This is a genomic window from Fictibacillus sp. b24 (assembly GCF_030348825.1).
Taxonomy (GTDB): domain Bacteria; phylum Bacillota; class Bacilli; order Bacillales; family Fictibacillaceae; genus Fictibacillus.
In genome coordinates this window covers 560654-584525 of sequence record NZ_JAUCES010000005.1, presented here as the reverse complement: position 1 = coordinate 584525, position 23872 = coordinate 560654, and the positions used below count along the sequence as shown (strand labels likewise).

The 23872-nt window shown below is 38.5% G+C and carries 12 protein-coding genes; 1 reads left to right on the top strand and 11 read right to left on the bottom strand.

What is annotated here, in order from left to right:
- Positions 1–5: 5 nt before the first annotated feature.
- From QUF49_RS02975 to QUF49_RS02945, 7 genes are all read right to left on the bottom strand, one after another.
- Positions 6–2390: a S8 family peptidase gene (locus QUF49_RS02975; RefSeq protein ID WP_289494260.1), complete on the bottom strand. Its 2385-nt coding sequence runs from the start codon at positions 2388–2390 to the stop codon at positions 6–8.
- A 295-nt stretch (positions 2391–2685) separates the two neighbouring features.
- A complete protein-coding gene (locus tag QUF49_RS02970; protein ID WP_289494259.1) occupies positions 2686–3126 on the bottom strand; it encodes a hypothetical protein in 441 nt (146 codons plus the stop codon).
- A gap of 38 nt (positions 3127–3164) precedes the next feature.
- On the bottom strand, positions 3165–4199 hold the full coding sequence (locus QUF49_RS02965; RefSeq protein WP_289494258.1) for a hypothetical protein: 1035 nt from the start codon (positions 4197–4199) through the stop codon (positions 3165–3167).
- An 18-nt stretch (positions 4200–4217) separates the two neighbouring features.
- A complete protein-coding gene (locus QUF49_RS02960; protein WP_289494257.1) occupies positions 4218–5753 on the bottom strand; it encodes a hypothetical protein in 1536 nt (511 codons plus the stop codon).
- Positions 5754–6126: 373 nt separating this feature from the next.
- A complete protein-coding gene (locus QUF49_RS02955; RefSeq protein WP_289494256.1) occupies positions 6127–8004 on the bottom strand; it encodes a SpoIID/LytB domain-containing protein in 1878 nt (625 codons plus the stop codon).
- A 147-nt stretch (positions 8005–8151) separates the two neighbouring features.
- The gene (locus tag QUF49_RS02950; RefSeq protein ID WP_289494255.1) at positions 8152–8277 is read right to left on the bottom strand and encodes a hypothetical protein; all 126 of its coding nucleotides are present in this window, start codon (positions 8275–8277) and stop codon (positions 8152–8154) included.
- A 157-nt stretch (positions 8278–8434) separates the two neighbouring features.
- Positions 8435–16708, bottom strand: coding sequence for an Ig-like domain-containing protein (locus QUF49_RS02945; protein WP_289494254.1), 8274 nt, complete (start codon positions 16706–16708; stop codon positions 8435–8437).
- A 185-nt stretch (positions 16709–16893) separates the two neighbouring features.
- Between QUF49_RS02945 and QUF49_RS02940 the strand changes: the two genes are divergently transcribed.
- Entirely contained in the window at positions 16894–19065 is a 2172-nt protein-coding gene (locus tag QUF49_RS02940) for a S8 family serine peptidase (protein WP_289494253.1), read from the top strand.
- 127 nt (positions 19066–19192) lie between these two features.
- Here QUF49_RS02940 and QUF49_RS02935 read toward each other — a convergent pair whose 3' ends face one another.
- From QUF49_RS02935 to galE, 4 genes are all read right to left on the bottom strand, one after another.
- Positions 19193–21220 carry a hypothetical protein gene (locus QUF49_RS02935; RefSeq protein WP_289494252.1) on the bottom strand — a complete coding sequence of 676 codons (2028 nt, stop codon included), beginning with the start codon at positions 21218–21220 and terminating at the stop codon, positions 19193–19195.
- Between the two features lie 260 nt (positions 21221–21480).
- Positions 21481–22440: a glycosyltransferase family 2 protein gene (locus QUF49_RS02930; protein WP_289494251.1), complete on the bottom strand. Its 960-nt coding sequence runs from the start codon at positions 22438–22440 to the stop codon at positions 21481–21483.
- A 27-nt stretch (positions 22441–22467) separates the two neighbouring features.
- Entirely contained in the window at positions 22468–22845 is a 378-nt protein-coding gene (locus QUF49_RS02925; protein WP_289494250.1) for a GtrA family protein, read from the bottom strand.
- Positions 22846–22863: 18 nt separating this feature from the next.
- Entirely contained in the window at positions 22864–23856 is a 993-nt protein-coding gene (gene galE / locus QUF49_RS02920; RefSeq protein ID WP_289494249.1) for a UDP-glucose 4-epimerase GalE, read from the bottom strand.
- Positions 23857–23872: the final 16 nt, after the last annotated feature.

Below are 23872 nucleotides of genomic sequence, written 5' to 3'. Positions count from 1 at the left end.
AAGTTTTATTTTACAATTATTTTAACGGAAGTACTTACATTCTTGGCAGCATCTGTTGCGGTCACAGTTAGCGTTACCTTTGCTTTTTGTACGGGAATTTTCACTGAAAAAGTTCCGTTTGCAGCAGCCTTTGCTGAATAGCTCTTGCTTCCGATTTTCACAATAACCGTTGCGTTTGCTTCACTTGTCCCCGTTACACTCGTAGATTTGTTTGTAACTGCTTTTACGACAGGTGATTTTGGAGCTGTTTTATCCTTTGTCGTCACTTTTGTAACTTTACTTTTATTCCCAGAAGCGTCTACAGCCCATACTTCAAAGACAGTTCCCGCTTTTTGTAAGAAAATGGGAACCGCATATTTCCCATCTCCAGCTACTGTGGAATACGTATTGAAACCGAACTTGACTGTAACAGTAGAACCTTTTTCTGCCGTACCCGATACTTGTGTTGATTTATCAGAGATTTCACCCACTGTGGGTGCTGTTGGTGGTGTTGTGTCTTTTACGGTAACCTTTTTTACCGAGCCTTTATTACCAGCTTTGTCTGTAGCCCATACTTCAACTGCTGTTCCTGGTTTTTGTAAAGGGATAGTTACAGAGAATGATCCTGTACTATATGCAGTAGCAGTATAAGTTTTTGTACCAATTTTAACAGAAACTTTTGCTCCTGCTTCAGTCTTTCCTGTTACCTTTGTTGCTTTCTCTGTAATATCATTAACACTTGGTGCTGATGGTCCCGTTTTGTCCTTTACCGTATATGTACTCGTGCTGCTATAATAACCAGCAGAATCCTTTGCCCATACATACACAGTTGCCCCCGCTTTTTGAAGCGGAATGGTAATAGAAAATGCGCCTTTGGTATTTGCTGCAGCAGAATAAGTACTATCTCCAATCATTGCATAAACGGTAACTCCTGCTTCAGCCGTTCCCGTTATCGTTTTATGCTTGTCCGAAATTTCATTAACCTTTGGAGCTGTTGGAGCTGTACCGTCTTGAACCGTTATTTCTACAGCATCACTAGACTTATCACCTGATTTTGCCGTTACGTAAAGTTTTGTTCCAGCTTTTTGCTTAGGTATAGTCACCGAAAAATAGCCATAATCATCGGTCGTTCCAATTACTTTTTGACCATCTGTTACTTCAATATCGTAATTATCATATCCACTTGTATATCCTGTAACAGAAGTATCATAATCATAAACAGAGTAAACAGTTGGTGAAGCAATTTTTTCAGCGATTCCTAGTGCTTTCCTAGCATTAACTCTTCCATATCCATAATAATAGGATGAACCTAAGTAATCGGCTGAATCATACAAGCGCTGTTCTACTTCATCGTTAGAAAGGTTAGGCTCATTGGCTAAAAGTAGAGCCGCTACTCCTGCAACAACCGGTGAAGCCATTGATGTACCGCTCATGGAACCGTATGAAGAATAAGGCAGTGTTGAATAAATGTACGAACCTGGAGCCATTATGTCTACCCAGTAACCATAATTTGAAAAGTAAGAGCGCACATCGGATTGATCTGTTGAACCGACCGCAATTACGTTGTCATAAGCTGCAGGGTAATGCATTGTACTTGTTCCAGAGTTACCTGCTGCCGCTACAATGACTACTCCACTATCATGTGCATATTGGATAGCAGCATCATATGAGTAGTTATAATTAGAGCTGCCTAAACTCATGTTAATAACATCCGCTCCATTACTAACTGCATAATAAATTCCTTCAATAACATCAGAGGAGTATGCCCCATCACCTGTAAAAACATCGATAGGCATAATTTTAGAATTTGGAGCCACACCTGCCGTCCCAATATAATTGTCAATGGAACTGCCAATAATCCCAGCAACATGTGTACCATGATCCCCCGCAGTCAGCGTAGTAGATGAGTCATTAACCGTATCGTACGGTGAGACAATTTTATTCTTCAAATCAGAGTGGTTTAAATCAATACCGTCATCAATAACAGCTACGGTAACGTTAGAAGAACCTTTGGTCTGATCCCATGCACTCTCTGTTTCGATTGTTTGATGATGCCATTGATTGTCAAAATAATAGTCATTTGGCGTATAGTCTAATTTAATGAGATGATCTGGTTCTGCATATTCTACATCATCTCGACTCTCTAACTCTTTAATATATGAATCTAGCTTTTTACCATCTGGAACATCTACTGTTACAATCGGTTCCTTTACCGATTCTTGGCTCGCCAGCACTTCCATGCCTTTTATATTTGTTTTTTCTGCAGGTTTTTTGAGCTTAACGATAACTCGATCTGTCCTCTGCACATTTAAAACTTCCTTTGAATCACCGGCAGCATTCACTCTATCATGAGTCCAACTGCTTCCCAATAAAAATGCAGATGCAATAAACAATAAGCCGATCCTTTTCATACACAATCCCCTTTAGACTTATAATGTGAACAAGTTTTTTACTCTCTTATTTAATCGGCAAATTTCCAAATTTTATAATACATCCACAAAACTTTTTTCCTATTACATATGGACTATAAAAGAGGTCTTATTTATGGTCTGGAGGTCATCGAGGAGGTATGCACACGCCTCGCAGTGAGCGAGTATCCTGTTCGGTAGTATAAAACCACAACTCTCTTTAAGTACGTACTTTCTTTTATTTATGATATATAAAAACCCCTCTCAAAATTGTTGAGAGGGGACTGTAATGTTGGTTTTACCATACGAGTTCGATGTCTTCTTCATACAATGAGATTGCATAGTCGATGAATTCCATCAAACGTGATTTATCTATTGCATCAATCGAAATTTTGTACATTTCACCAAACTTCATGTTGAGCTCCAGTGCAGATATATCCATTCCTAAGAATCGATCTTCGTTGATAAATGTATAATCAATGTCCTCATATTTTGCGATGAACTTTGTTGTGCTATTGGCAGAATCCCTTATACACACAGAATTAACCGTGAGTACAAGTCCAGATCTTCCGTTGCTAGAGACGCTGGTGTCTGTAATATCTATAAGGTCTTCGCTAGTATATTTCCCTTGGCAGATAATAGCACAAGCATTTTTTACACGTGGGGCATAATCACTTCCAGGCACGTAGCCAAATAACTCTTCAAACTTATTAAGTAGAGCTAATTTTCGATTGTTCATATTATAGACTCCTTTTGCAGGATTTGGATTATTAGGAATTATACTTGTGCTAAAGAACGAAGGTATTGGTTACCTTGTTCAACTATTTTCATAGATACTTCATCTAACTGACCTTCTTGATTCAGTAAGGGACTATCCAAGATAACTTTAATGGTTTGAGCCAACTGCACACATTTATAAATATCTTGTTGCTGTTTGGCAGTGTAATCTGTCCAATCTACTCCGTACTCATCAATGATTCTCTCCAAGTTAATTACATGGTCAATAAAGTGTCGATTAAGTGCGATTAAAAGTTCTGTCAGTTGGTTTGCTCGGGTATAGATTCCTTTTAACGCTGTTCCGATGTTATAAGCCTGACGCTTAAATGCTTTTGCTTTATCGTAATTACCATAGGCATCATTCAAGGCACTTTTGGCTTGACTCGCAAATATGACACCACCAATCGCTAGAGCTGGTCCAACTACTAACCCTCCAAGGACCACCATTCCTCCAGCCATTCCAAAGCCACTTGCTGAGAGGGCACCACCACCAAGCCAAGCAAGTGTCGCGTTACTTGCTGCTACACCAGTTAGGGAGGAAAGAGTGGCACCTGTGGTTGCCGTTACTAACAAACCACCTAATCCCCCCATCACTACACTATAAGTACCGTATGCAAGGAGTGCACCTGATCCGATAGCAGCTAGGCCGTTCACTGTAATCTGTTTTGCTTCATATGAAGCTTTCTTCAATTGTTTAAAGTTCTCGCTTGAAGGATGAAGATCTTTTAACTCTTCAATTCCTGTGCTGCTCTTTAAATTAATGTTTTTGATTTTCTCAAAATGAATAACAAAGTCGTTAATGGAAGAAGAAAGTACGTGTATCTTCTCCTGACCGAGCTTTTTTATTGCATCATTCGTTTTAATCTTTGCTTTTAAAAGAAACTCCTCTGATTCTTTTGCAATATCTTGTGACGATGCGTTCAGAGCTTTCGCCTGACTCATATCACGTTTAGCGTCTAGCCCTTTCTTAACTCCTGTTGCAGCTGTAACAGCTGCAATACCTGCTGCTATTACGGGTATCAATGGTAGTGGCATTTGTATTTCCTCCGATTTTTAAAAGTCTAATGCTTTTTCTTCATCTATCATAAAGTGATCGAACTCATTAAAATTTTTAAACTTTAACGATTTTCCCATCTCAAGCGCTATCTGATTCAATCCTTCTGTAAACCTCTCGATATTATTTTCTAATCCTGCAGAATGGATAGTCATAAGGCTATCGGAGAATACTTTGTATCGATTTTCGTAAAACTGATCAATTAACTGTAATAAATCTTCACCTTGGGATTCCATTGCGTCCATAGCAGCCGTCGCAATCTTATGAATTTTTTCTCGTCGCTCAAAAGAGAGCTGTTCCTCTCTTAAAACCTGCATACACGAACTATAGATAGTTGAGCTCGCCATGTAACCGACCATCCCCCCGACGATAGTCCCGATTCCTGGTAAGATTGCCGTTCCCACAGCAGCACCAAAACTAGCTGCCATCATGCCTGTCCCTTTTTCGCCAAGTTCTTGAGCTAATTCCAAACTGTCGATTTCTCCTTTGGAATAGCGAACCAGGGATTTTCCGACTTGAACGGATGCTGTTGCAATCATGGCGGGCATGTTTGATTTGGAGAGGTTTTGAAGAACTTGAGTCTTGCTAGATGCAAGCATACCCCTTATAGCTGTATCCCCAGCACCGATAGCATAAGCTGTTACCATCCCAGCTCCTGTATCTTTTACGACGTCTTTCGCAGCATCAACTGTCTTTTTCTCACCTCTAAATACACTCGTAATGTTTTGTGCAGAGGAGACTACTGCTGAAATGACGGCTGCATTTTTAGCGTTCTCCATTCCCGATCGATGCGCAGTCTTCGCCACATGTTTGGCTGTAGTAAGCTTTGGGTGTTTTCGTATAAATACGGCTTCTTTTGATGTGATCCCACTGTTCTCTAAATCTTTCGAGACTTGTAAATACTTTGCTGCTTTTTCCTCAAGTAGGTTTGCTTTGTCAAAGTTACCTTGGTTTCTAAACTGATCAGCTTTATCCGATAACTTTTTGGCCGTGTCTTCGGCGTATTTCTTCGCAATCTCATATTGTTCTTTAGGAACCAAAACTTTAGTCCCTCGATATTTTGTCCACTTTTTACCCGTCAATTTATTCACTAACTGTTTGGAACTCTCGCTCACTTCTTCAGGGGTTCTAAATTTCCCACAAAATTTCATCTGTGCCCCATAAGAAGGATTACCAAATTCATCGATTGAGAGAATATCAATCTGAGGGTCATTTCCTCTGCCGATATCGTTGGAACGATGAAAACGCGTTTTCTTCTTATCAATTATATTTTCAGCATTCTTTTGATTTACATAGTCAATCTCTGCTGAAAAACCCGCTTGTTGCTTTAGATTCTGTTTTATATAGTCAGGATGTACACGAGAGTTAGAAACCTGCTTCAATCCTTTTTTTACAACAACCCCATTCACAAGCTTACCTTTGTAACCTTTTATGTATTCAGAAGTTGCCCGCCCATAACGTTCTATTGCTTCAGTGGTCTGAGCTCCAATTACAGAATCAGAAAAACCACTATGTTCTTTCTTGCTTTTATCCACAGAAATAATTCCTTCCGTCATTTTATACCATTATTATACATTTATTGTTAATGTAATATCTAGTTTGATTTATTGGATTATTCAATTAATATCTATGGTTTAATTTATAAAATGAGAATTTTTATTACAGGGGATCGTTTTTTTAAGCGTCATGACCCGCTACAGTCTAACTCCATAGGGGCAATACAAGCATACTTAAGCAAGTGTTCTGTAAAAAGTGAAGAAAAGAATTTTTTACACAATGTTTGCCCTGGTTTCACGCACATCCAGTTCACCTTACCTTTACACGAACACTTCCATCCTAAAAAACATCATCAAAAAAAACTGACTACTAAAGGTTACTTTATGCACCTTTTGAGCCAGCTTCCTCTATTTATCTATTAATCCATAGTGCGCCTTCTGCTTTTTCTTCATAATAAGATGCTAATCCTGTTTCACTCAAGAACGACGCAGGCACATACACCACTTTATTAATCGTCTTTGGTCTTACACTTAACATCTTTTTAACACCATTAACCGTTGCGGTGTTGCTAACAAGAGAAGCTGTAACTTTTCGCGTTCCAGATGTGATCGAAATGGTAGATCCTGATACTTTCGTAGTCATAGCATAACGCTTGGATAAGCCCGCAAGTGGAACATAAATGGTATTCTTTTCTTTTACAAGAGCACTTCCCAAGTATTGAATTCTGCCAGATGTGATCGGCGTAATACCATTCTTATAAGCTAATTCCTGCTTCACTGTCACATATTCTTCATGCATGTATCCTGTCAGCGACCCAATCTTAATTCTGTACCATTCTTTCGTCTTGCCTAGGACCGTTACAGCTTGTCCTAGTTTACCCTTGCCTAAGGAAACGGATGATGTTGTGGCTGATTTCCGAATGTTAACACCTTCATAATTCACCGTTCCCGTTACCTGAAGAGCTGAAGGAATGGATGACGTTTTGTCATTCTTTAAAGTCGTAGTTGGATAATAGAAAGCTAGAATTTCGCGATAGCCCCATCCAGCCTTCGCTCTTGCATTGGCACCTGTCTGACTCAGCCCTACCCCATGCCCATTACCAAGGCCTATTACTTTGAAGAGTGTTGATGTTTTACTTAAGCCCGTTACATACTTGCTTGTTAACCCAAGTGCACTCGTAAACTGGTCTGCCGTTATGGTAACTTTTTTTCCGTACAGTTTTGCCTCACCATTAGTATTCTTCAAGACCTTACCGGATGCATCTTTAATGTAATACCTCACATAAAAAGCTACGTGCAACAACCTCTTGCCTTCTGTTCGTTCCTTAGGAAGTGCAACAGAAGTAATCTCAACAATTTTAGACGTTTGATTTGAAGCTGTTAGTTTCCCTCTTAATACATTTGCTAAAGCTTTATCCTTCTCAACTACACTTCCCCACCAAGATTCTGGCTTTTTTAAATTTTTTCCTACTAAAGAGATCTGTTTTCTAGAAAACGTTTTAGTCCAAGCTATTTTGCTATCATACGTATCTGGCTTAGCCGTAAAATACGGCAGCTTAGGAGCGCCAACTCGTGGCCAAGCGCCTTGATTTGTTTCTGTATAGCCGCCATTTGAAGCATTATATACAGCCTCTACCACATTCCCTTGATAGGTTAAGACTTTTCCTTTCGTCTCCATAATCGCTTTATCGGTTTTATTATTTTCTGAATCGTAACCTGTATAATGCTGAATATTTGGTGTGTCATTTATAGCTTTTTTTGCATTCAACCTATACATCACGTAAGATCTTGCAATAATAGCCTGCGCTTTAAGAGCTTGCAAATGGTAGCTAGAATCCATTTCACCAGGTACAACACCCTTAATATATTCCTCCAAAGGTAGAGTATTAATCGGGCGAATATACTTAGAACTCTCAATAGTAAACTTCATCGTTCCTAAATACGAGAGTGTCTTATTGCCGTAAAGGGTCATAAGATGTGTACTTGCAACCACATTAGGCTTAACGGTAAGGGTCTTGCCTTTCGAAACTAGCGTACTTCCGTAATAGAGGTGTAGTTCTCCTTTTACCACTTTAATCGTGTACTTCTTTCCGGAGCCCAACGTCTTTCCACTTTCAGTCACCTTATAAGTGCCTTTTGGCAAAAAGGAGAGAGCAGTAGCATTTTTTATGTACATGTTTAAAGACACAGACACTACTGGATCAGCAGCGTAGGCTTCTTTCGGTTTTGTAAAAAAAATAGAGCCCATAACAAGGGTAACGACTAGCAAACTAACTAAATACTTTTTCATTATCCACCAACTTATACAATTATTTACAAAATATAGTATACCAGAGTAGTAGATAAATAGTAACAGAAATGGTGTAGATCACTTTTTGAGCATTAAAAAAATGAGGTACCTAACAGGCTCGCCTCATTTTATGGTAACTCTCTATCTCTATTTTTTACTCTCGTTTAATCTTTTTTCTATAGCTGAATTTACGAGCATTTGAATCTCTAACAAATTCTCATAAGGTGCATCTTGATATATATAACGAATCGCTTTTTTTATGCATTTAGGCATGATTTTAAAACCGTTCAACATAAATCTCCTCTTTTATAATCCAATAAATAACAACTTATCATATCTTACAATATTTTCTTAAAAATGAATATATCTTTTTAAATATATATAGCAAAAACCCTCTTCTCAATAAGAGAAAAGGGTTTTACGTGGCTTTTTATGCTTTTACTACTGTTATTACTGTTCCTTTGCTAACGTTTTTTGCCGTGTCTGTAGCTGTTACTGTCAGCTTTGTTCCTGTTTTTTGCGCAGCTATTTTAATGGTATATGTTCCATTGCTCAAAGCTTTTGCTGACCCTAACGTTTTTGTTCCTACTTTCACTATTACCGTAGAACCTGCTTCTGCTTTTCCTGTTACTTTTAGATCGTTGTTATCAACTTTATTTATAGTTGGAGCGTTTGGAGCAGTTTTGTCAATAACCGTTTTGGTTGTTGCAGTACTTTTATTCTTCGCTTTGTCTGTTGCTGTAACTGTTAGTTTCGTTCCTGCTTTCTGCTTCACAATGGTTACGGAGAATGTACCCGTACTTATTGTAGTAGCTGTTCCAAGTGTAGTTGTTCCGACCTTCACCGTTACTGTTGATCCTGCTTCTGCTTTTCCTGTTACTTTCAAGTCGTTATCATCGACCGTGTTCACCGTTGGAGCTGCAGGCGCGGTTTTATCAATTACCGTTACAGACCTTACAGTACTTGTATTCTTCGCTTTATCCGTTGCTGTTACAGAAAGTTTTGTTCCTGCTTTCTGCTTTACGATGGTTACGGAGAATGTACCCGTACTTGTTGTAGTAGCTGTTCCAAGTGTAGTTGATCCGACCTTCACCGCTATTGTTGATCCTGCTTCTGCTTTTCCGGTTACTTTCAGGTCGTTATCATCAACCGTGTTCACAGTCGGTGCTGCAGGCGCGGTTTTATCGATTACGGTTTTTGTAGTCGCACTACTTGTGTTCTTCGCCGTATCTGTTGCTGTTACAGAAAGTTTTGTTCCTGCTTTCTGCTTTACGATGGTTACCGAGAAAGTACCCGTACTTGTTGCAGTTGCTGTTCCAAGTGTAAGTGTTCCGACTTTCACTATTACAGTTGATCCTGCTTCTGCTTTTCCTGTTACCTTCAAGTCGTTGTCATCGACCGTGTTCACTGTCGGTGCTGCAGGCGCTGTTTTATCGATTACGGTTTTTGCAGTCGCACTACTTGTATTTTTCGCTTTATCTTTTGCTGTTACAGAAAGCTTCGTTCCTGCTTTCTGCTTCACGATAGTCACAGAAAACGTCCCTGTACTTGTTGCAGTAGCCGTTCCAAGTGTAGTGGTTCCAGATTTCACTGTTACAGTCGACCCTGCTTCTGCTTTCCCTGTTACCTTCAAATCGTTATCATCGACCGTGTTCACAGTCGGAGCTGTTGGAGCTGTTTTATCGATTACGATTTTTGCAGTCGCACTACTTGTATTTTTCGCAGCATCTGTTGCGGTCACAGAAAGCTTTGTTCCTGCTTTCTGCTTCACGATAGTCACAGAAAACGTCCCCGTACTTGTTGCAGTAGCTGTTCCAAGTGTAGTTGTTCCATATTTCACTGTTACAGTTGATCCCGCTTCTGCTTTTCCTGTTACTTTCAAGTCGTTATCATCAACCGTGTTCACCGTTGGAGCTGGTGGAGCTGTTTTATCCGCTACAGTAACCTCTGTTTCTTCTCCTACGTTACCTGCAGCGTCCTGAGCCGTTATCGTTAACTTCACACCTGCCGCTTGTTTTGCAATGGTAACAGAGAAACTACCTGTATCAGATACAGCACCAGCACCTAGTGTTGTCGTGCCAGCTTTAACCGTCACTGTTGAGCCTGCTTCTGCTTTTCCAGTCACTATCACGTCATTGTCATCCACTGCATTAACAACTGGTTTTAATGGTGCCGTTTTGTCTATTACAGTAACTCCTGTTTCTTCACTTTCATTATTAGAAACATCCAACGCTGTTACAGAAAGCTTAACACCAGCTTTTTGCATTGCGATCTCTACAGAAAACACTCCAGTTTCGGAGGCTGTTGCTGTTCCTAATGTTGTAGTTCCAGCTTTCACGGTCACTGTTGATCCTGCTTCTGCAGTACCTGTAACCTTAACGTCGCTATCACCGACTTCGTTTACAACTGGTTTATTGGGAGCTGTTTTATCTGCTACTGTTATTTCAGATTTTTCACTTTTATTTCCAAATATATCTGTTGCAGTTACAGATAGTTTCGTGCCTGCTTTTTGTTTTTCAATTAAGACAATAAATGTTCCATTATCTGACGCTATTGCGGTTCCGAGTGTTGTTGTTCCTGTATTTACTGTGACAGATGAACCTGCTTCTGCAGTACCTGTTACTTGCACATCGCTGTCTCCAACTTCATTTAAAAACGGCTTTTCTGGAGCAGTTGTATCAACAACTGTCACTTCCGCTGCTTCACTTACATTTCCTTCACTATCCATTGAAGTAACTGTAAGTTTTGTACCAGCTTTTTGGTTTACAATCGCAACCGAAAAAGCTCCATTTTCTGATGCTCGCGCTGTTCCAAGTAATGTCGATTCAGCTTTTACAGTTACCATTGATCCTGCTTCTGCAAGACCAGTAACCGTTGTATCGATTTCATCCACTTCATTAACTTCAGGTTTATCTGGTGCTGTTTTGTCTTGAACCGTGATTTTAACAGCTTCACTTATACGGTTGCCTTCCTTGTCTTCAGCTACCGCTTCAATCATTGTTCCCGCTTTTTGTTTGCCGATTTCTACAGAAAATCCACCATTTTCATTTACATCTGCATAATAGTACTTTTCTTCAATAAAAACAGATACAGATGTATTCGCTTCTGCCGTTCCAGAAAGAATGGTATCTTGGTCGCTAAACGGATAAACAACTGGCGGTTCCATAATTGACACGTGTTCTACATACACATATCTTGGATTACTTGTATTTCCTTCTGAATTCGTTGCTGTTACTTTTAATTCAGTGCCAGCAGCTTGTTTAGGGATCGTAATGGAGAACTTCCCTTCTTCATTTGCGGTGCCAGTGCCAATCACATTTTCATGAAAATCATATATACGAATTTCATGCCCTGGCAGTGCTTCTCCTGATAGTTCCGTAGAGTTTTCATTAAATGTGTTCACATTCGGCTTTTGAACATAATGATCATTAACCACTTGGAATTTACCAAAAGTATCAGGATACGTTTCATAATAATCATGATTACCTCTGTTCGTTGCTTGGTCACGAACAAAAGATGAACCAACTTTCCATTCACCAGGCTGGACGCTATCTGGGAGCTGAACGGAACCATAATACAAATTGCCTTCATTGTTAGTTAGTTCTACATAAATCCATTCAGAGTCGTCTGGAGATTTTAAATGGAGCCCTGCATCCTTTACTCCAGATTGATCGTCCTCAATAACTGATGTTACTTTAAGCACATCACCAGCTTGATAGGATTCTTGCTCAAACGATACAGATTTAATCTCAGGAATTGTTACATCTGGATTTTCATTCTCAACTGTAAAAGTATCAAAAGTGCTTGCGAAAATTCCCTCTGATTCGTAATATCTAGTGTTGTCATTTACATCTGAAACGTAAGCATAATTCACTTTCCATTCGCCAGGTTCTGCAAATGGTGAAACTTGAAACTCTGCAAGCCAGCTGCCGTCTAGTTGTTTCGTTATCTCATTGTACACATGTAAAACCTGACCTGATGGGGATTTAAAACTGATTCCAAGATGTGAAACTCCGGATAAATCATCATTGGCTACGATCTTCGCATAACCAGTCTCACCAGCCTGAAGAACAGACTTTGTAAAAGAGATACTTTCGATTACAGGTGCTGTTATATCAGGATGTTCATTTTCAACGGTAATGGTGTCAAAGCCTGCGGGATTTTCTTTATCATAATTCTTTTCGAATGCATTTCCTGCATTGTCAGACACGTAAAGATATTTAACTTTATACTCACCTGGCTGCAAATAAGATGAAGTCTCCCAATTGCTGATCCATTTGCCATCCTGGTTTGTAAAACCACTTATAAATTTCATATTCCCAGCTTCGTTCTCTAATCCGACTGTTATATAGGAAATACCAGAAAGATTATCTGTTGCTTCAACTCTAATTTCAACAGAGTTTCCGGCTGTGACAAGATCTGTTCCGAATTGAACGTTTGTTACCACAGGGGCCTCACTGTCAAAATTATTATTCGTTAAAATAAATGACCCTAAATGTTCAGGATACTGACCTGGATTATAAGTGGTAGTTGTTTCGTTCCCATTATGATCCTTAGCTCTGATTTCGGATATTTTCCAAACGCCAGGTTCAGCGTATTCATTTAACTTGAAGGTGCCTTTATATACGCCTTCATTAACTTCTTCCCAAACGTAAACAAACTTATGTTGATTTCCACTCGGACTAGTCAACTGAATATCCGCATAATCAACTCCAGAAAAATCATCAGTCATTTTTACATAGATCGTATTATAGTCAGAAACCTCTATATTTTCTTTCTCAAAATAGACCTCTGATATAACTGGTGCAATTACATCTGGATTATCGTTGATAACGGTAAATTTCGAAAATGGATTGTTGTTTTTCTCATAATTCTTACTGAATTCATTATAATTTTTGTCGTACACATACAGAGAAGATACGTACCACTCTGCATTTTTATAATAAGCCGGGATGTTAACAGTTCCCTTCAAGCGGCCGTCTGTTTGCTCCGTAAATTCATTTACATACAGCGACATTTCGCCGTTAGAGAACTCAACGTTAACAGAATTAATCCCCGATTGATCCTCTGCCGTAACGTAAACTTCTAATGAATCTCCAGCATTGACTTCACTCTTACTAAGTTCTATGTCTAAGAGGGTTGGAGGCACATTATCGTAATTTTCATTATCCACGCTAAACGTATCAAATGTTTCAGGATATTGATCCTCAGTGTAATCAATCGTTATTTCATTGTTGTTAGTATCAAACAAAGTGATGTAACGGACGCGCCATTTACCAGGTTCTGCGTTGGTTGGCACTGTAAAAGATCCTGATAAATCTTCATTAGACAGCTCTACATATTCATTGTTTTTATTATTTGGACCAGCCAATCCTATAGCAGCATACTGAATGCCTGATAGATCCTCTGCTTCCAATTGAATGTTTACCATTTCACCTGGCTTAAGAGTATCTTTATCAAAATCAACTGCAACTGCGGTCGGTGGGTCATTATCAAAGTTCTCATTGATAACGTTAAACAAACCTATGTTATTTGGATGATCATGCTTGTAATAATAATTACTTGAATAATTATTTGCTGTATCTCGAACGTAAATACTGCTAACCAGCCATTCTCCTGGTCGAGTAGAGTTCGTTATATCAAACTCTCCCTTCCATTGGTTGTCTACAAGAGTTGTTTCCACATAGATATACGTGTTGTTACTGGCGTTAACTAATTGAATTTCAACGCTTTCAACAGGCGATGCATCCTCAACAGTTACATATACTGTATTGTTTTCACCCGGCTGCACAGTGTCTTTTGCAAAAGACACTTCTTTTACTACCGGTGAATCATTATCTTCGTTTTCATTAAACACATTAAATGAAGGATAAGGATTAATATCGAATTCATTGTAGTATGCATAGAACTCGTTCCAGACCCCATCATAAACAGAAATGCCCGATAAATGAAATTGTGAACTTTTCGTTGTTAGCGGAATGGTTACTGTACCTTTCCAGCGGCCATCGAATTGCTGCTCAAAATTATTAACCCATAAATATTGACCATTATAGTCAGTCAAATTTATATCAATACTATTAACTCCTGATTTGTTATCATCAGCCGAAACAAATACCTCAACCGTTTCACCAGGAACAAAAGTATCTTTGCTGAATTCAATGTGAGAAACAGTTGGCGCTTGTTCATCAAATTGATCGTTCGTTACATGTAACCTCTCAAAAAGCTCTGGATAATTATCCTCATTATAAAAGTAAGTTTTATCGTTACCGTTTCGATCTCTTACGGAAATTTGACCTACGCGCCACTCACCTGGTTCTGAGTAATAAGGCAGACTGAATGATTCTGATAGTTTATTTGTTTCATAGTTTGGAAAGTACACATAAGATTCGGTATTACCAGCAGGACTAATGAGCGATAATGATGCAAATTCGACTCCTGATGAATCCTCAACTGTTAAATTGACCATATTATGTTCATCCACATTCATTGTTTCTTTCTCGAAATCAACAGAAACAATTGTTGGCGGCTGATTATCATATCCTTCATTAATGACTGCAAAGGAGCTTAAATATTCAGGATAGTACTCGTCAGAGTAATAATAATTTTCCGAGTTATCAGCAGCGTCTCTTACATAAATACTTTCAATTTCCCAAGTACCTGGTTCAGTAAAAAGATCTACCTCAAAGTCTGCTGTCCATTGACCTGCTTCATTCTTATCTAAGAAGAGAGACTTATAATTATTTTTTGTTTCACTTATTAAATAAACAATTACACTGTTAACTTCAGATGAATCCTCAACAGCAACATTAATGGTATTGCTTTCACCAGCTGGAACGGATTCTTTACCAAAAGAAACCCCTTTTACAATTGGTGGAGTGTCATCTTCGTTTTCGTTATAAATCGTAAATGTAGGAAATGGATTATCTTCTAAATCATAAGATTTCCAAAACTCATTATTATTTTGGTCACTTGCAGAAACACTTTCAACATACCATGTTTCATTTTTAGCGTACTCCGAAATGGCTATACTGCCTTTCCAGCGACCATCAGACTGTTTCTCAAAAGCATGTATCGATAAACCTTTCCCGTCACCATTTGAAAAATATAAAGAAATCCAACCTATACCCGAAAGATTATCTTCTGCCGTTACGAATACATCCAATGTCTCACCGGCATTTACTGTTTCTTCGCTAAATTCAATGTTTGATAGGACTGGTGGCTCGTTATCGTTATCTGTATCAGTCGTTACATTTAATTTTTGAAAGGATGATGGATAGTTCTCTAAAGTATAGTACGTCCATAATTCTTCTTCATTTGTAAAAATATTTGCAGATTCTACTCGCCACTCTCCTAGTTCGGCATCTTCAGGAAGAGTTATCGCTTGTTTTAAATGATTTGACTCCAAATCATAGAATGTAACTTCCAGTGTTTGGTTCCCCGAAGGGCTCATAATCTTAAGTGTCAGGTTGTTGATCTTTGTATAATCTGACACTTGAACATAAACATTGGCAGTGTCACCCGGCTTCATATCACTTTTTTCAAATTCAACAGCCGTTACCGTTGGCGCTTCTTCCTCAGCACCCCCATCCCCTATTTGAATAGCAGGGATTTCAACAGGAAAGTCACTTTCACTAAAGTAATTTTGCGTTTTACCATACAAATCTTCCATAGAAATGTAAGTCACTTTCCATTGACCTTGCACCATTTCCCCAGAATCATTCAGTTCCCCTGTTAACACGCCATCTTCACCAATTTCAAAATAAACCGAATGATGTTCTTCATTTGGTCCGGTTAATGACATCATGGCAAAGCTAATACCTGACTGATCTTGTGCAGTCATGGTTACTTTTGTTTTTTCACCAATGGCCAAAGATGTTTTTTCAAAATTAACTCCTGTCAAAACAGGAGCCTCTGTGTCGTAGTGTGGGTTATCCACTTCGTACTTTCCAAACTCAGCAGGATAATTATCAATAGAATAATTAAACTCCTGTGATTGGTCACCTGCTCTTAAACGAATATGCTCAACTTTCCATTCACCTGGTTCTTCGTTCTCACTTAAGGTAAATGTTTTGGACCATTGACCATTCTCATCCTTTTCTAGAAAAAGATCTTCATAACTTAACCAATCATCAGAAGGACCTTTGAGCTGTACATATACTTCTGTTAAGTCTTGATCAGCTGTTGAAACATGAATGGTTAAATTTTCTCCAGCATTCACAAAGTCTTTATCAAAACTCACTTGTGTTGGCTGAGTTAATTCTGCAGAGACCGATTGTTTGATAGTGGTTTGCGTCTCACCAACTACAAAATCCACTGCACTTTGATCTGTAAGCGCAGATGCTGGCAAAATGGTTTTATAGCCGTTCTCACTTGTTGCCGTAATGGTTGAAAGTGACCATTTGCCGCTGTCTGCTACACTGGTCTTGTATTCTCCATTCCAGCCATTATTCGTATGTTGAAGATTAATTTCTTTGTTCTGTTGTTCTTCATTTATGTATGAAAGTATAATATCTTTTACATTTTCATCGCTGGTTTTGAGACTAAAGGTGACCATTTCACCTCCATTTACTTTACCTGGCGAAACTTGTAAACTATCAATCTTGACAAGCTCTTCGCCTGTTTGTGCATGTGCTAAGCCGGCGTTCAATAAACCTGCATGTAACACAAGCAATGTGATTAGAAGCAATGAAACGATGCGCTTCATGTACCATTCTCCTTTTTTGGTTAAATTTAACTCCAATAAAAATCATAATACATGAAATGGTTTTTTAATAGTTATTTTTTCACAGGACTTTATAATTACAGAAAATGACGAAAAGTTAACATACTAAACTCCTAAAACCCCCATATATATTGTCTTTGTAGGTCAATTAAGAAAGGGGATATTCAATGAGTTTAAAAATGAAGGTACTCAGTTCTTTAGTAGGAGCATGTTTGCTCTTTTCTGCATCAATCGTGTCCGCACAAGAACCTCCAAAAGAAAGTAAAACATTGAAGAAATTTACTAAACAAGAGAATTCAATTATTCATATCCCTAAGAACACCATGAAAGAGAAAGCTGCTTATTCCCTTTATAAACAAAAACCGTCAAGCTCAAAAAGAGGCATATCTAAAGAAGATGCTGCACTTGGTTATAAAAAAGGAGAACTGCTTGTAAAGTTCAAACCAAATAAATCTATTCAAAGTCTAGGAACATTGGCAAAAGATAAGGGGTTAAAGCTTAATAAAGTACTCGATCGAAAGACTGGTCTACAGCTCATAAAGTTTGAAGATAAAAAAGGATCCATGAAAGATATGATACGGCAGTTAAAAGCAAACCCTGCTGTTGAATATGCAGAGCCTAACTATATTCTAAAACCTTCTGCCGTTACTGATCCCTACTATAATAATTTGTGGGGCCTAAAGAATACAGGACAGTCCATATTAGGTGTACCCGGCAAGTTCGGCATCGATATTAAAGCCGAAGCAGCATGGGCTAAATCGAAAGGAAGTACTTCACTCGTTGTAGGCATCATCGATACGGGTATGGATATTAATCATCCAGACCTAAAAGATAATGTTTGGAAAAATCCTGGGGAAACACCGAACGATGGTATTGATAATGATAAGAACGGCTACATCGACGACGTAAACGGCTGGAATTTCTTTGACAATAATAATGATGTGTATTATTCAGCGTATGAGGACGATCATGGTACACATGTTGCCGGAACGATTGCGGGCAGAGCCAATACAACAGGAGTAATCGGAATAGCTCCCAACGTAAAAGTAATGCCGTTAAAATTCCTAGGCCCTGGCGGCGGTTACACATCAGACGCTATATTAGCCATCAATTACGCAAAAGGAAAAGGGATTAAGATTACAAATAACTCATGGGGCGGTGGTTCTTATTCACAGGCTCTATATGATGCAATTAAAAATTCAAATTCGCTGTTCGTAGCTGCAGCAGGAAACGACGGATATAATTCCGATAGTTCCCCTTCTTACCCAGCAGCATATGACGCTGCAAACATCTTGTCAGTCGCTGCCATTGATAACACAGGCAATCTGGCTTACTTCTCTAACTATGGTGTAAAGAGTGTAGATGTTGCTGCACCTGGAGTTTCAATCTTAAGCACCCTGCCGGAAAATTCTTACGACTATTATGACGGAACCTCAATGGCTGCACCTCACGTTACCGGAACGGCAGCATTAGTCGTGAGCACCAATCCATCTTTTACAACTGCACAAGTTAAAGATCGGATTATGGGTTCTGTTACTAAATTATCTTCACTAACGAATAAAGTCGTTACAGGCGGGTTAATTAATGCCGGAGTTGCTACAGGCGCTGTGGACTCAGATGGTGAAATTCCAGGCGTGGCGTTAACAACGACAAGTGTCAGTTCAACGTTGGACGCAACGAGTGATAAGAACGACGTGTATTCTGTAACCCTAGTAAAAGGAGAAAAATTAGCAGTTAGCATGTCAGGCGCGACAGGAACAGACTTTGATGTGTATTTATATAACTCTAGTGCGAAGACGGTTAATTCAAGCGCAGGAATTGTCGCTTACTCTGAAAAAATTAATACGTCTAGTGAAAGCTTCTCCTACACAGCTCCTGCCACAGGAAAATATTATATTGACTTCTATGCTTACAAAGGAAAAGGAAGCTATAAAGCATACTTCAAGCGAGGGGTAACTGCAGGCACCTATCAAGATACGAGCTCGAATATTGCCTTTACGGATAACTGGACAAAAGTAACAAGTACCAGTGCTTCAGGCGGAACGTATAAGACGGTTAATTATTCGGCAGCCACTTCTGAATTCGTGTTTTACGGTACGGGAATCACCTATTATGCGCTAAAAAGCAGCACACAAGGAATAGCAAAAGTAACGCTTGATGGAACAGCCTATACCGTTGATCTCTGGTCGAGCTCAACTCAGTACAAAGCACCTGTATTCACCAAGACGGGATTAAAAACAGGCAGACATACCTTGAAAATTGAGTGGACAGGAAAAGCTCATTCGGGAGCGAAGAAAACTGCTACAAAAGTTAATCTTGATAGTTTGGTTGTAAAGTAGAAAATGGAGTGGCCCAAAAGAGGGATAACCTTTTTTGGGTCTATTTTGATTCTAATTTCTGTAAGATGATGCCTATGTTTCTCATATAATTAAAAAGAGCCTGTCCCACTAGACAGGCTCTTTCTTATTATTCTTTAGTATAACGAATTGCTGTTCTTGTGCTTTCCTTCATGCCCGCAGGTGTAATCGTCATGTATACAGTACCTGCATTTGTACCAACTTGCTTCAAAGAAATACTCAAGCTTGTTCCCTTAGAAGTAGAAGAAGCCAGCAGTTTTCCACCTTTAGAAGCACTGTATACTTTAATAACATCACTTTTTTTCAGTTTTGATACATAGATCGAATCATTTTTCTTCTTATTATTTGTAATTTTAACTTGGCTGGAAGCAAGAGCGTTTGCTTGTTCCCCTGCGAAGGTTACTGCAACTCGATTGCTCTCTGTATATCCAGTTTTCGTAACCGTTACATAAACTTTCCCGCTTTTTGTTCCAAGCTGCTTAATGGATAGAAGAGCTGAGGAGCCAGTAGATGTTTTTGTTGCAAGCAATGTACCTTTGCTGCTTGCATTGTACACTTTGACAACATCACCTTTCGCTAATCCGCTAACAGAAACGGAATCCGATTTACTTTTATTATTGATTACTTTAACGCTTGATGTTTTTACTGAATTTGATTTCATGTAGAGCTTAAATTCGTAAGTCTTTTGATAGGCATTGGGATAGCCCTCAACAACAAAATAATACGTTCCTTTTTTTAACCATGCTGTTGTATATTTGTTTCCACTAAATGCATGGTTGTCTGTAACAAAAGAGCTATATTCTTTTCCAGTACTATTTTGAATGGTACCTTCCCAGTTAACACCATTTTGCTCTTTCATTAATAAAGTCACATTTCCATCAACTGGAACAGAAAACTTAAAAACGTCTACATCATCATATTGTGATAACTTCCCTTTGTAATATTGGTTCAATTTGGCTGCATTGGCCTTCGTGATTTCATTATTGAATTCTTTTTCATAAAAATTTGTACTAACAAAACCAGCTTTGATTTCATAAGGAGTGTCTTCCGTACCATAATAATCACTTAGATTAATATAGTACGTACCTTTTGGCAGACCTATTTGTTTTGTTTCATAACCTGAAACAATAGAGCTTGCATTAGTATTTAAATCTTCCAGTTTATCACCTTTAGTATTAAAGAGTTCTGCCTGCCAGCTCATGCCTGATTTACGATTTACAGATAATGTAACAATACCATCTGAGGGAAGGGTAATTTTATAAAAGTCACTATCATCGTAATCTTCCATTTTACCTTTATACGTCTGATTAAGCTTGATCGTATTAGCTGTTGAGGCATCATTATTAAATTCTTTTTCATAATAACTGCTTGAAGTAAGCTCTACTTTAATTTCATAGGCTTCATGCCTTGTATAAAAGCCATCTTCAATTTTGATATAATAAGTACCCTTCGGCAAACCAATTTCATTTGTTTCATATCCATTTACTGTTGTACTGCTGTCTGTTTCAATTTCTTCGTGTAGTTTTCCGTTACTGTTATATATGCTGGCATACCATTTTACTCCGGATTTTTGTTTCATAGAAAATTTGACTTTTCCATCTGATGGAAGGGTAAATGTATAAAAATCCTCGTCATAATCGTCTTTCATTCTGCCGATATAAGATTCTTTTAATTTAATTGAGTTAGCCGTTGCCATGCTGTCGTTAATTTCTTTTTCGTAATTATTTGATGCCATAAAACTTACTTTAAATTCATATGTACTTCCATACCCGCCATCATTTTTTATATAGTAAGTACCTTTTGGCAAACCTACTTGAGCGATAGCATATCCTGAAACCAATGTATCGTAAGACGTATCCACTTTACTTAACGTTTCACCATTTTGATCTAAAATCTCACCAACAATATAGCCATCACTTGCTGTACTTTTCACCCATAGTGCAACATTTCCGTCATTAGGGATCGTAAATTTATAATAGTTACCGTAATAGGTATCAAGCTCACCTGTATAGTTTTTATACAAATTAATTTGTACGGCATTTGAAACGCTCGCACTTACTAGTTTGCTTTGGTCAAACAAAAAGATCGCCATGAACATAAAGCTAAAAACAATAATCTTTCTTAAACTAAACTTCAATTCTCTCATCCTCCCAATTATGTAAACACTAGAATATTTTACCTTATACTCAAATGAATAGGTATAGTTTACTGATATTTTTTTACTACATAATTGGTAAATTATAAAAGTTTATGAACAGTAGCTTAAATAGAATAGGTGAAGTCTTATATAAATAGGTGGTTTCCTAACTAATGGTTTGATGACAAAACTCTTTCGACTCTATAAAAAAGACAAGCTTTTTAACAGCTTGTCTAGTTGAATATGCACTTGTTATATAATCAATGATGAACCACTTTCGCAACTGCTTCCTCCACATTCACCGTATCCTTCACAATATATATCGGACGGTTCTTACTCTCATCATAAATTCTTGCTATATATTGTCCCACAATTCCAAGACCTAACAACTGGATCCCACTGAAGAATGTAATGGCTACCATGAGTGACGCCCACCCAGCTTCTACTGGCTGTCCAGATAGTTTGACGACTAGTGCGTAGATGAATACACCTATTGAAATAAGTACGGATATAAAACCAAGAGTCATAACTAAGCGTAATGGCTTGGAGGAAAAAGCAATGATTCCATCTGAAGCAAAACGAATCATTTTCTTTAGTGGATATTTCGTTTCTCCTGCAAACCGCTCGTCCCGTTCGTATTCGATAAAAGTCTGACGGAATCCGATCCACGAAAACATCCCTCTTACAAACCGGTTACGTTCTGTCATGTTTTTAAATACATCAGCTACTTTTCGGTCAATGATACGAAAATCACCCGTATCTTTTGGTATCTCAATATCAGACATATAGTTTAAGAAACGATAAAAGTATTTTGCCGTAACCAGCTTAAACCAAGATTCACCGACTCTCTTTTTACGTTTGGCATAAACAGTCTCATACCCTTCTTTCCATTTCTCAATTAAAAGAGGGATAATTTCTGGCGGGTCCTGAAGATCAGCATCAATGATTACGATCGCATCACCTTTTGCATAATCAATGCCAGCGGTCACAGCCGTTTGATGACCGAAATTGCGAGCGAAATTAATAACCTTGACTTGTCTATCTAGTAAAGCGATTTCCGTTAAGATATCCATCGTACGGTCGGTGCTTCCGTCATTCACAAATATAAATTCATAGTGTATGTCGTTCTTATCCATCACCGCTTTAAGTCGGTTATAGCATTCCTTTGCCACTTCTTCTTCAAAGTACATCGGAACGACAACGGATATTATATCTTTCATCGTTCTTCCCTCCATAAACCTTTGCCGTTAACTGGATGACTTCTTATTTGTAAAAGTCCATTTTTTATTTAATGTAAAGTTAAATATCAACCCTACACCTGTAGCAACTACTTGGGCTAGTATGGCGTGAATCTGAAAATACTGAACAAGTATATATAAAATGCTTGTAGTCATTCCTAGTGTCAGCAGATTAACTAAAACGAATTTCAAAAAAACATATTGTTTAGCCGACACTTTAAACACCCAACTGCGGTTCCAGTAGTAACTATTCAAAACGCCTAATCCGTACGCCATAATATTAGCCAATAAATAATTTACCCCAAGATAAACCAGAAACATGTAACTAATAATCGTAATGCCAGTATTAAGAACACCTACAGTACCGAACTTTAGAAACGTCTTCATTTCATTTCCCCATGAGATTTACTGGCTAACCTTATAACCTGCAGGATGGCTCTTATGCCAATTCCATGCCGATTCAATAATTCTTTCCAGTGAATATTCTGGTGTCCATCCTAGTTCACGATGAATTTTATCCGCAGAAGCAACCAGTTCGTCTGGGTCACCCGCACGTCTATCCGTTTCAACAATGGTCGCCTTTATGCCAGTAACATTTTCACACGTTTCAATAATTTCTCTGACAGAATAACCTCTACCTGTGCCTAGATTATAAACGGCATTCGTATTGTTACCTTTTAACAAGCTTTCTAATGAAAGAACATGTGCTTTTGCAAGATCTGTTACATGAATATAATCACGTATACACGTACCATCAGCAGTATGATAGTCAGTGCCAAAAACAGAGATGGTCTCACGCTGTCCTAGCAAATGTTGAAGCACGATGGGAATTAAGTGAGATTCTGGTGTATGGTCTTCACCTATTTCACCTGTTTCATAGGCTCCTGCAGCATTAAAGTAGCGCAGAGCTACATAATTCATGCCATAGGCAGCATGAAAATCCTCAAGCATATGCTCGACCATCAGCTTGGATCGTCCATATGGATTTATAGGTGCCACAGGCGTTGTTTCTGTTATAGGAGTTGTATCAGGAATGCCATATGTCGCTGCAGTTGACGAGAAAATAAAATTAGAAACGTTGTATTTCCTCATCTTTTGTAGAAGTGTTAACGTCGCTGCTACATTATTCGTATAATATTTCGCCGGATCCTGAACGGATTCACCAACAAGGCTGTTGGCTGCAAAGTGCATAACCGCTTCGATCGAGTATGTCGTAAATACATGGTCAAGCAGTTCTTCATTGCCTAAATCACCTTCAACAAATTGAACGCGGAAATCTATGCTTTCTCTATGTCCTGTAGACAAATTATCGAGAACAACTACCTCGAATCCTTTTGAAAGAATCTCTTTAATGGTGTGGCTGCCGATATAACCGGCTCCTCCTACTACTAAAATCATCTATATCCCTCTTTCA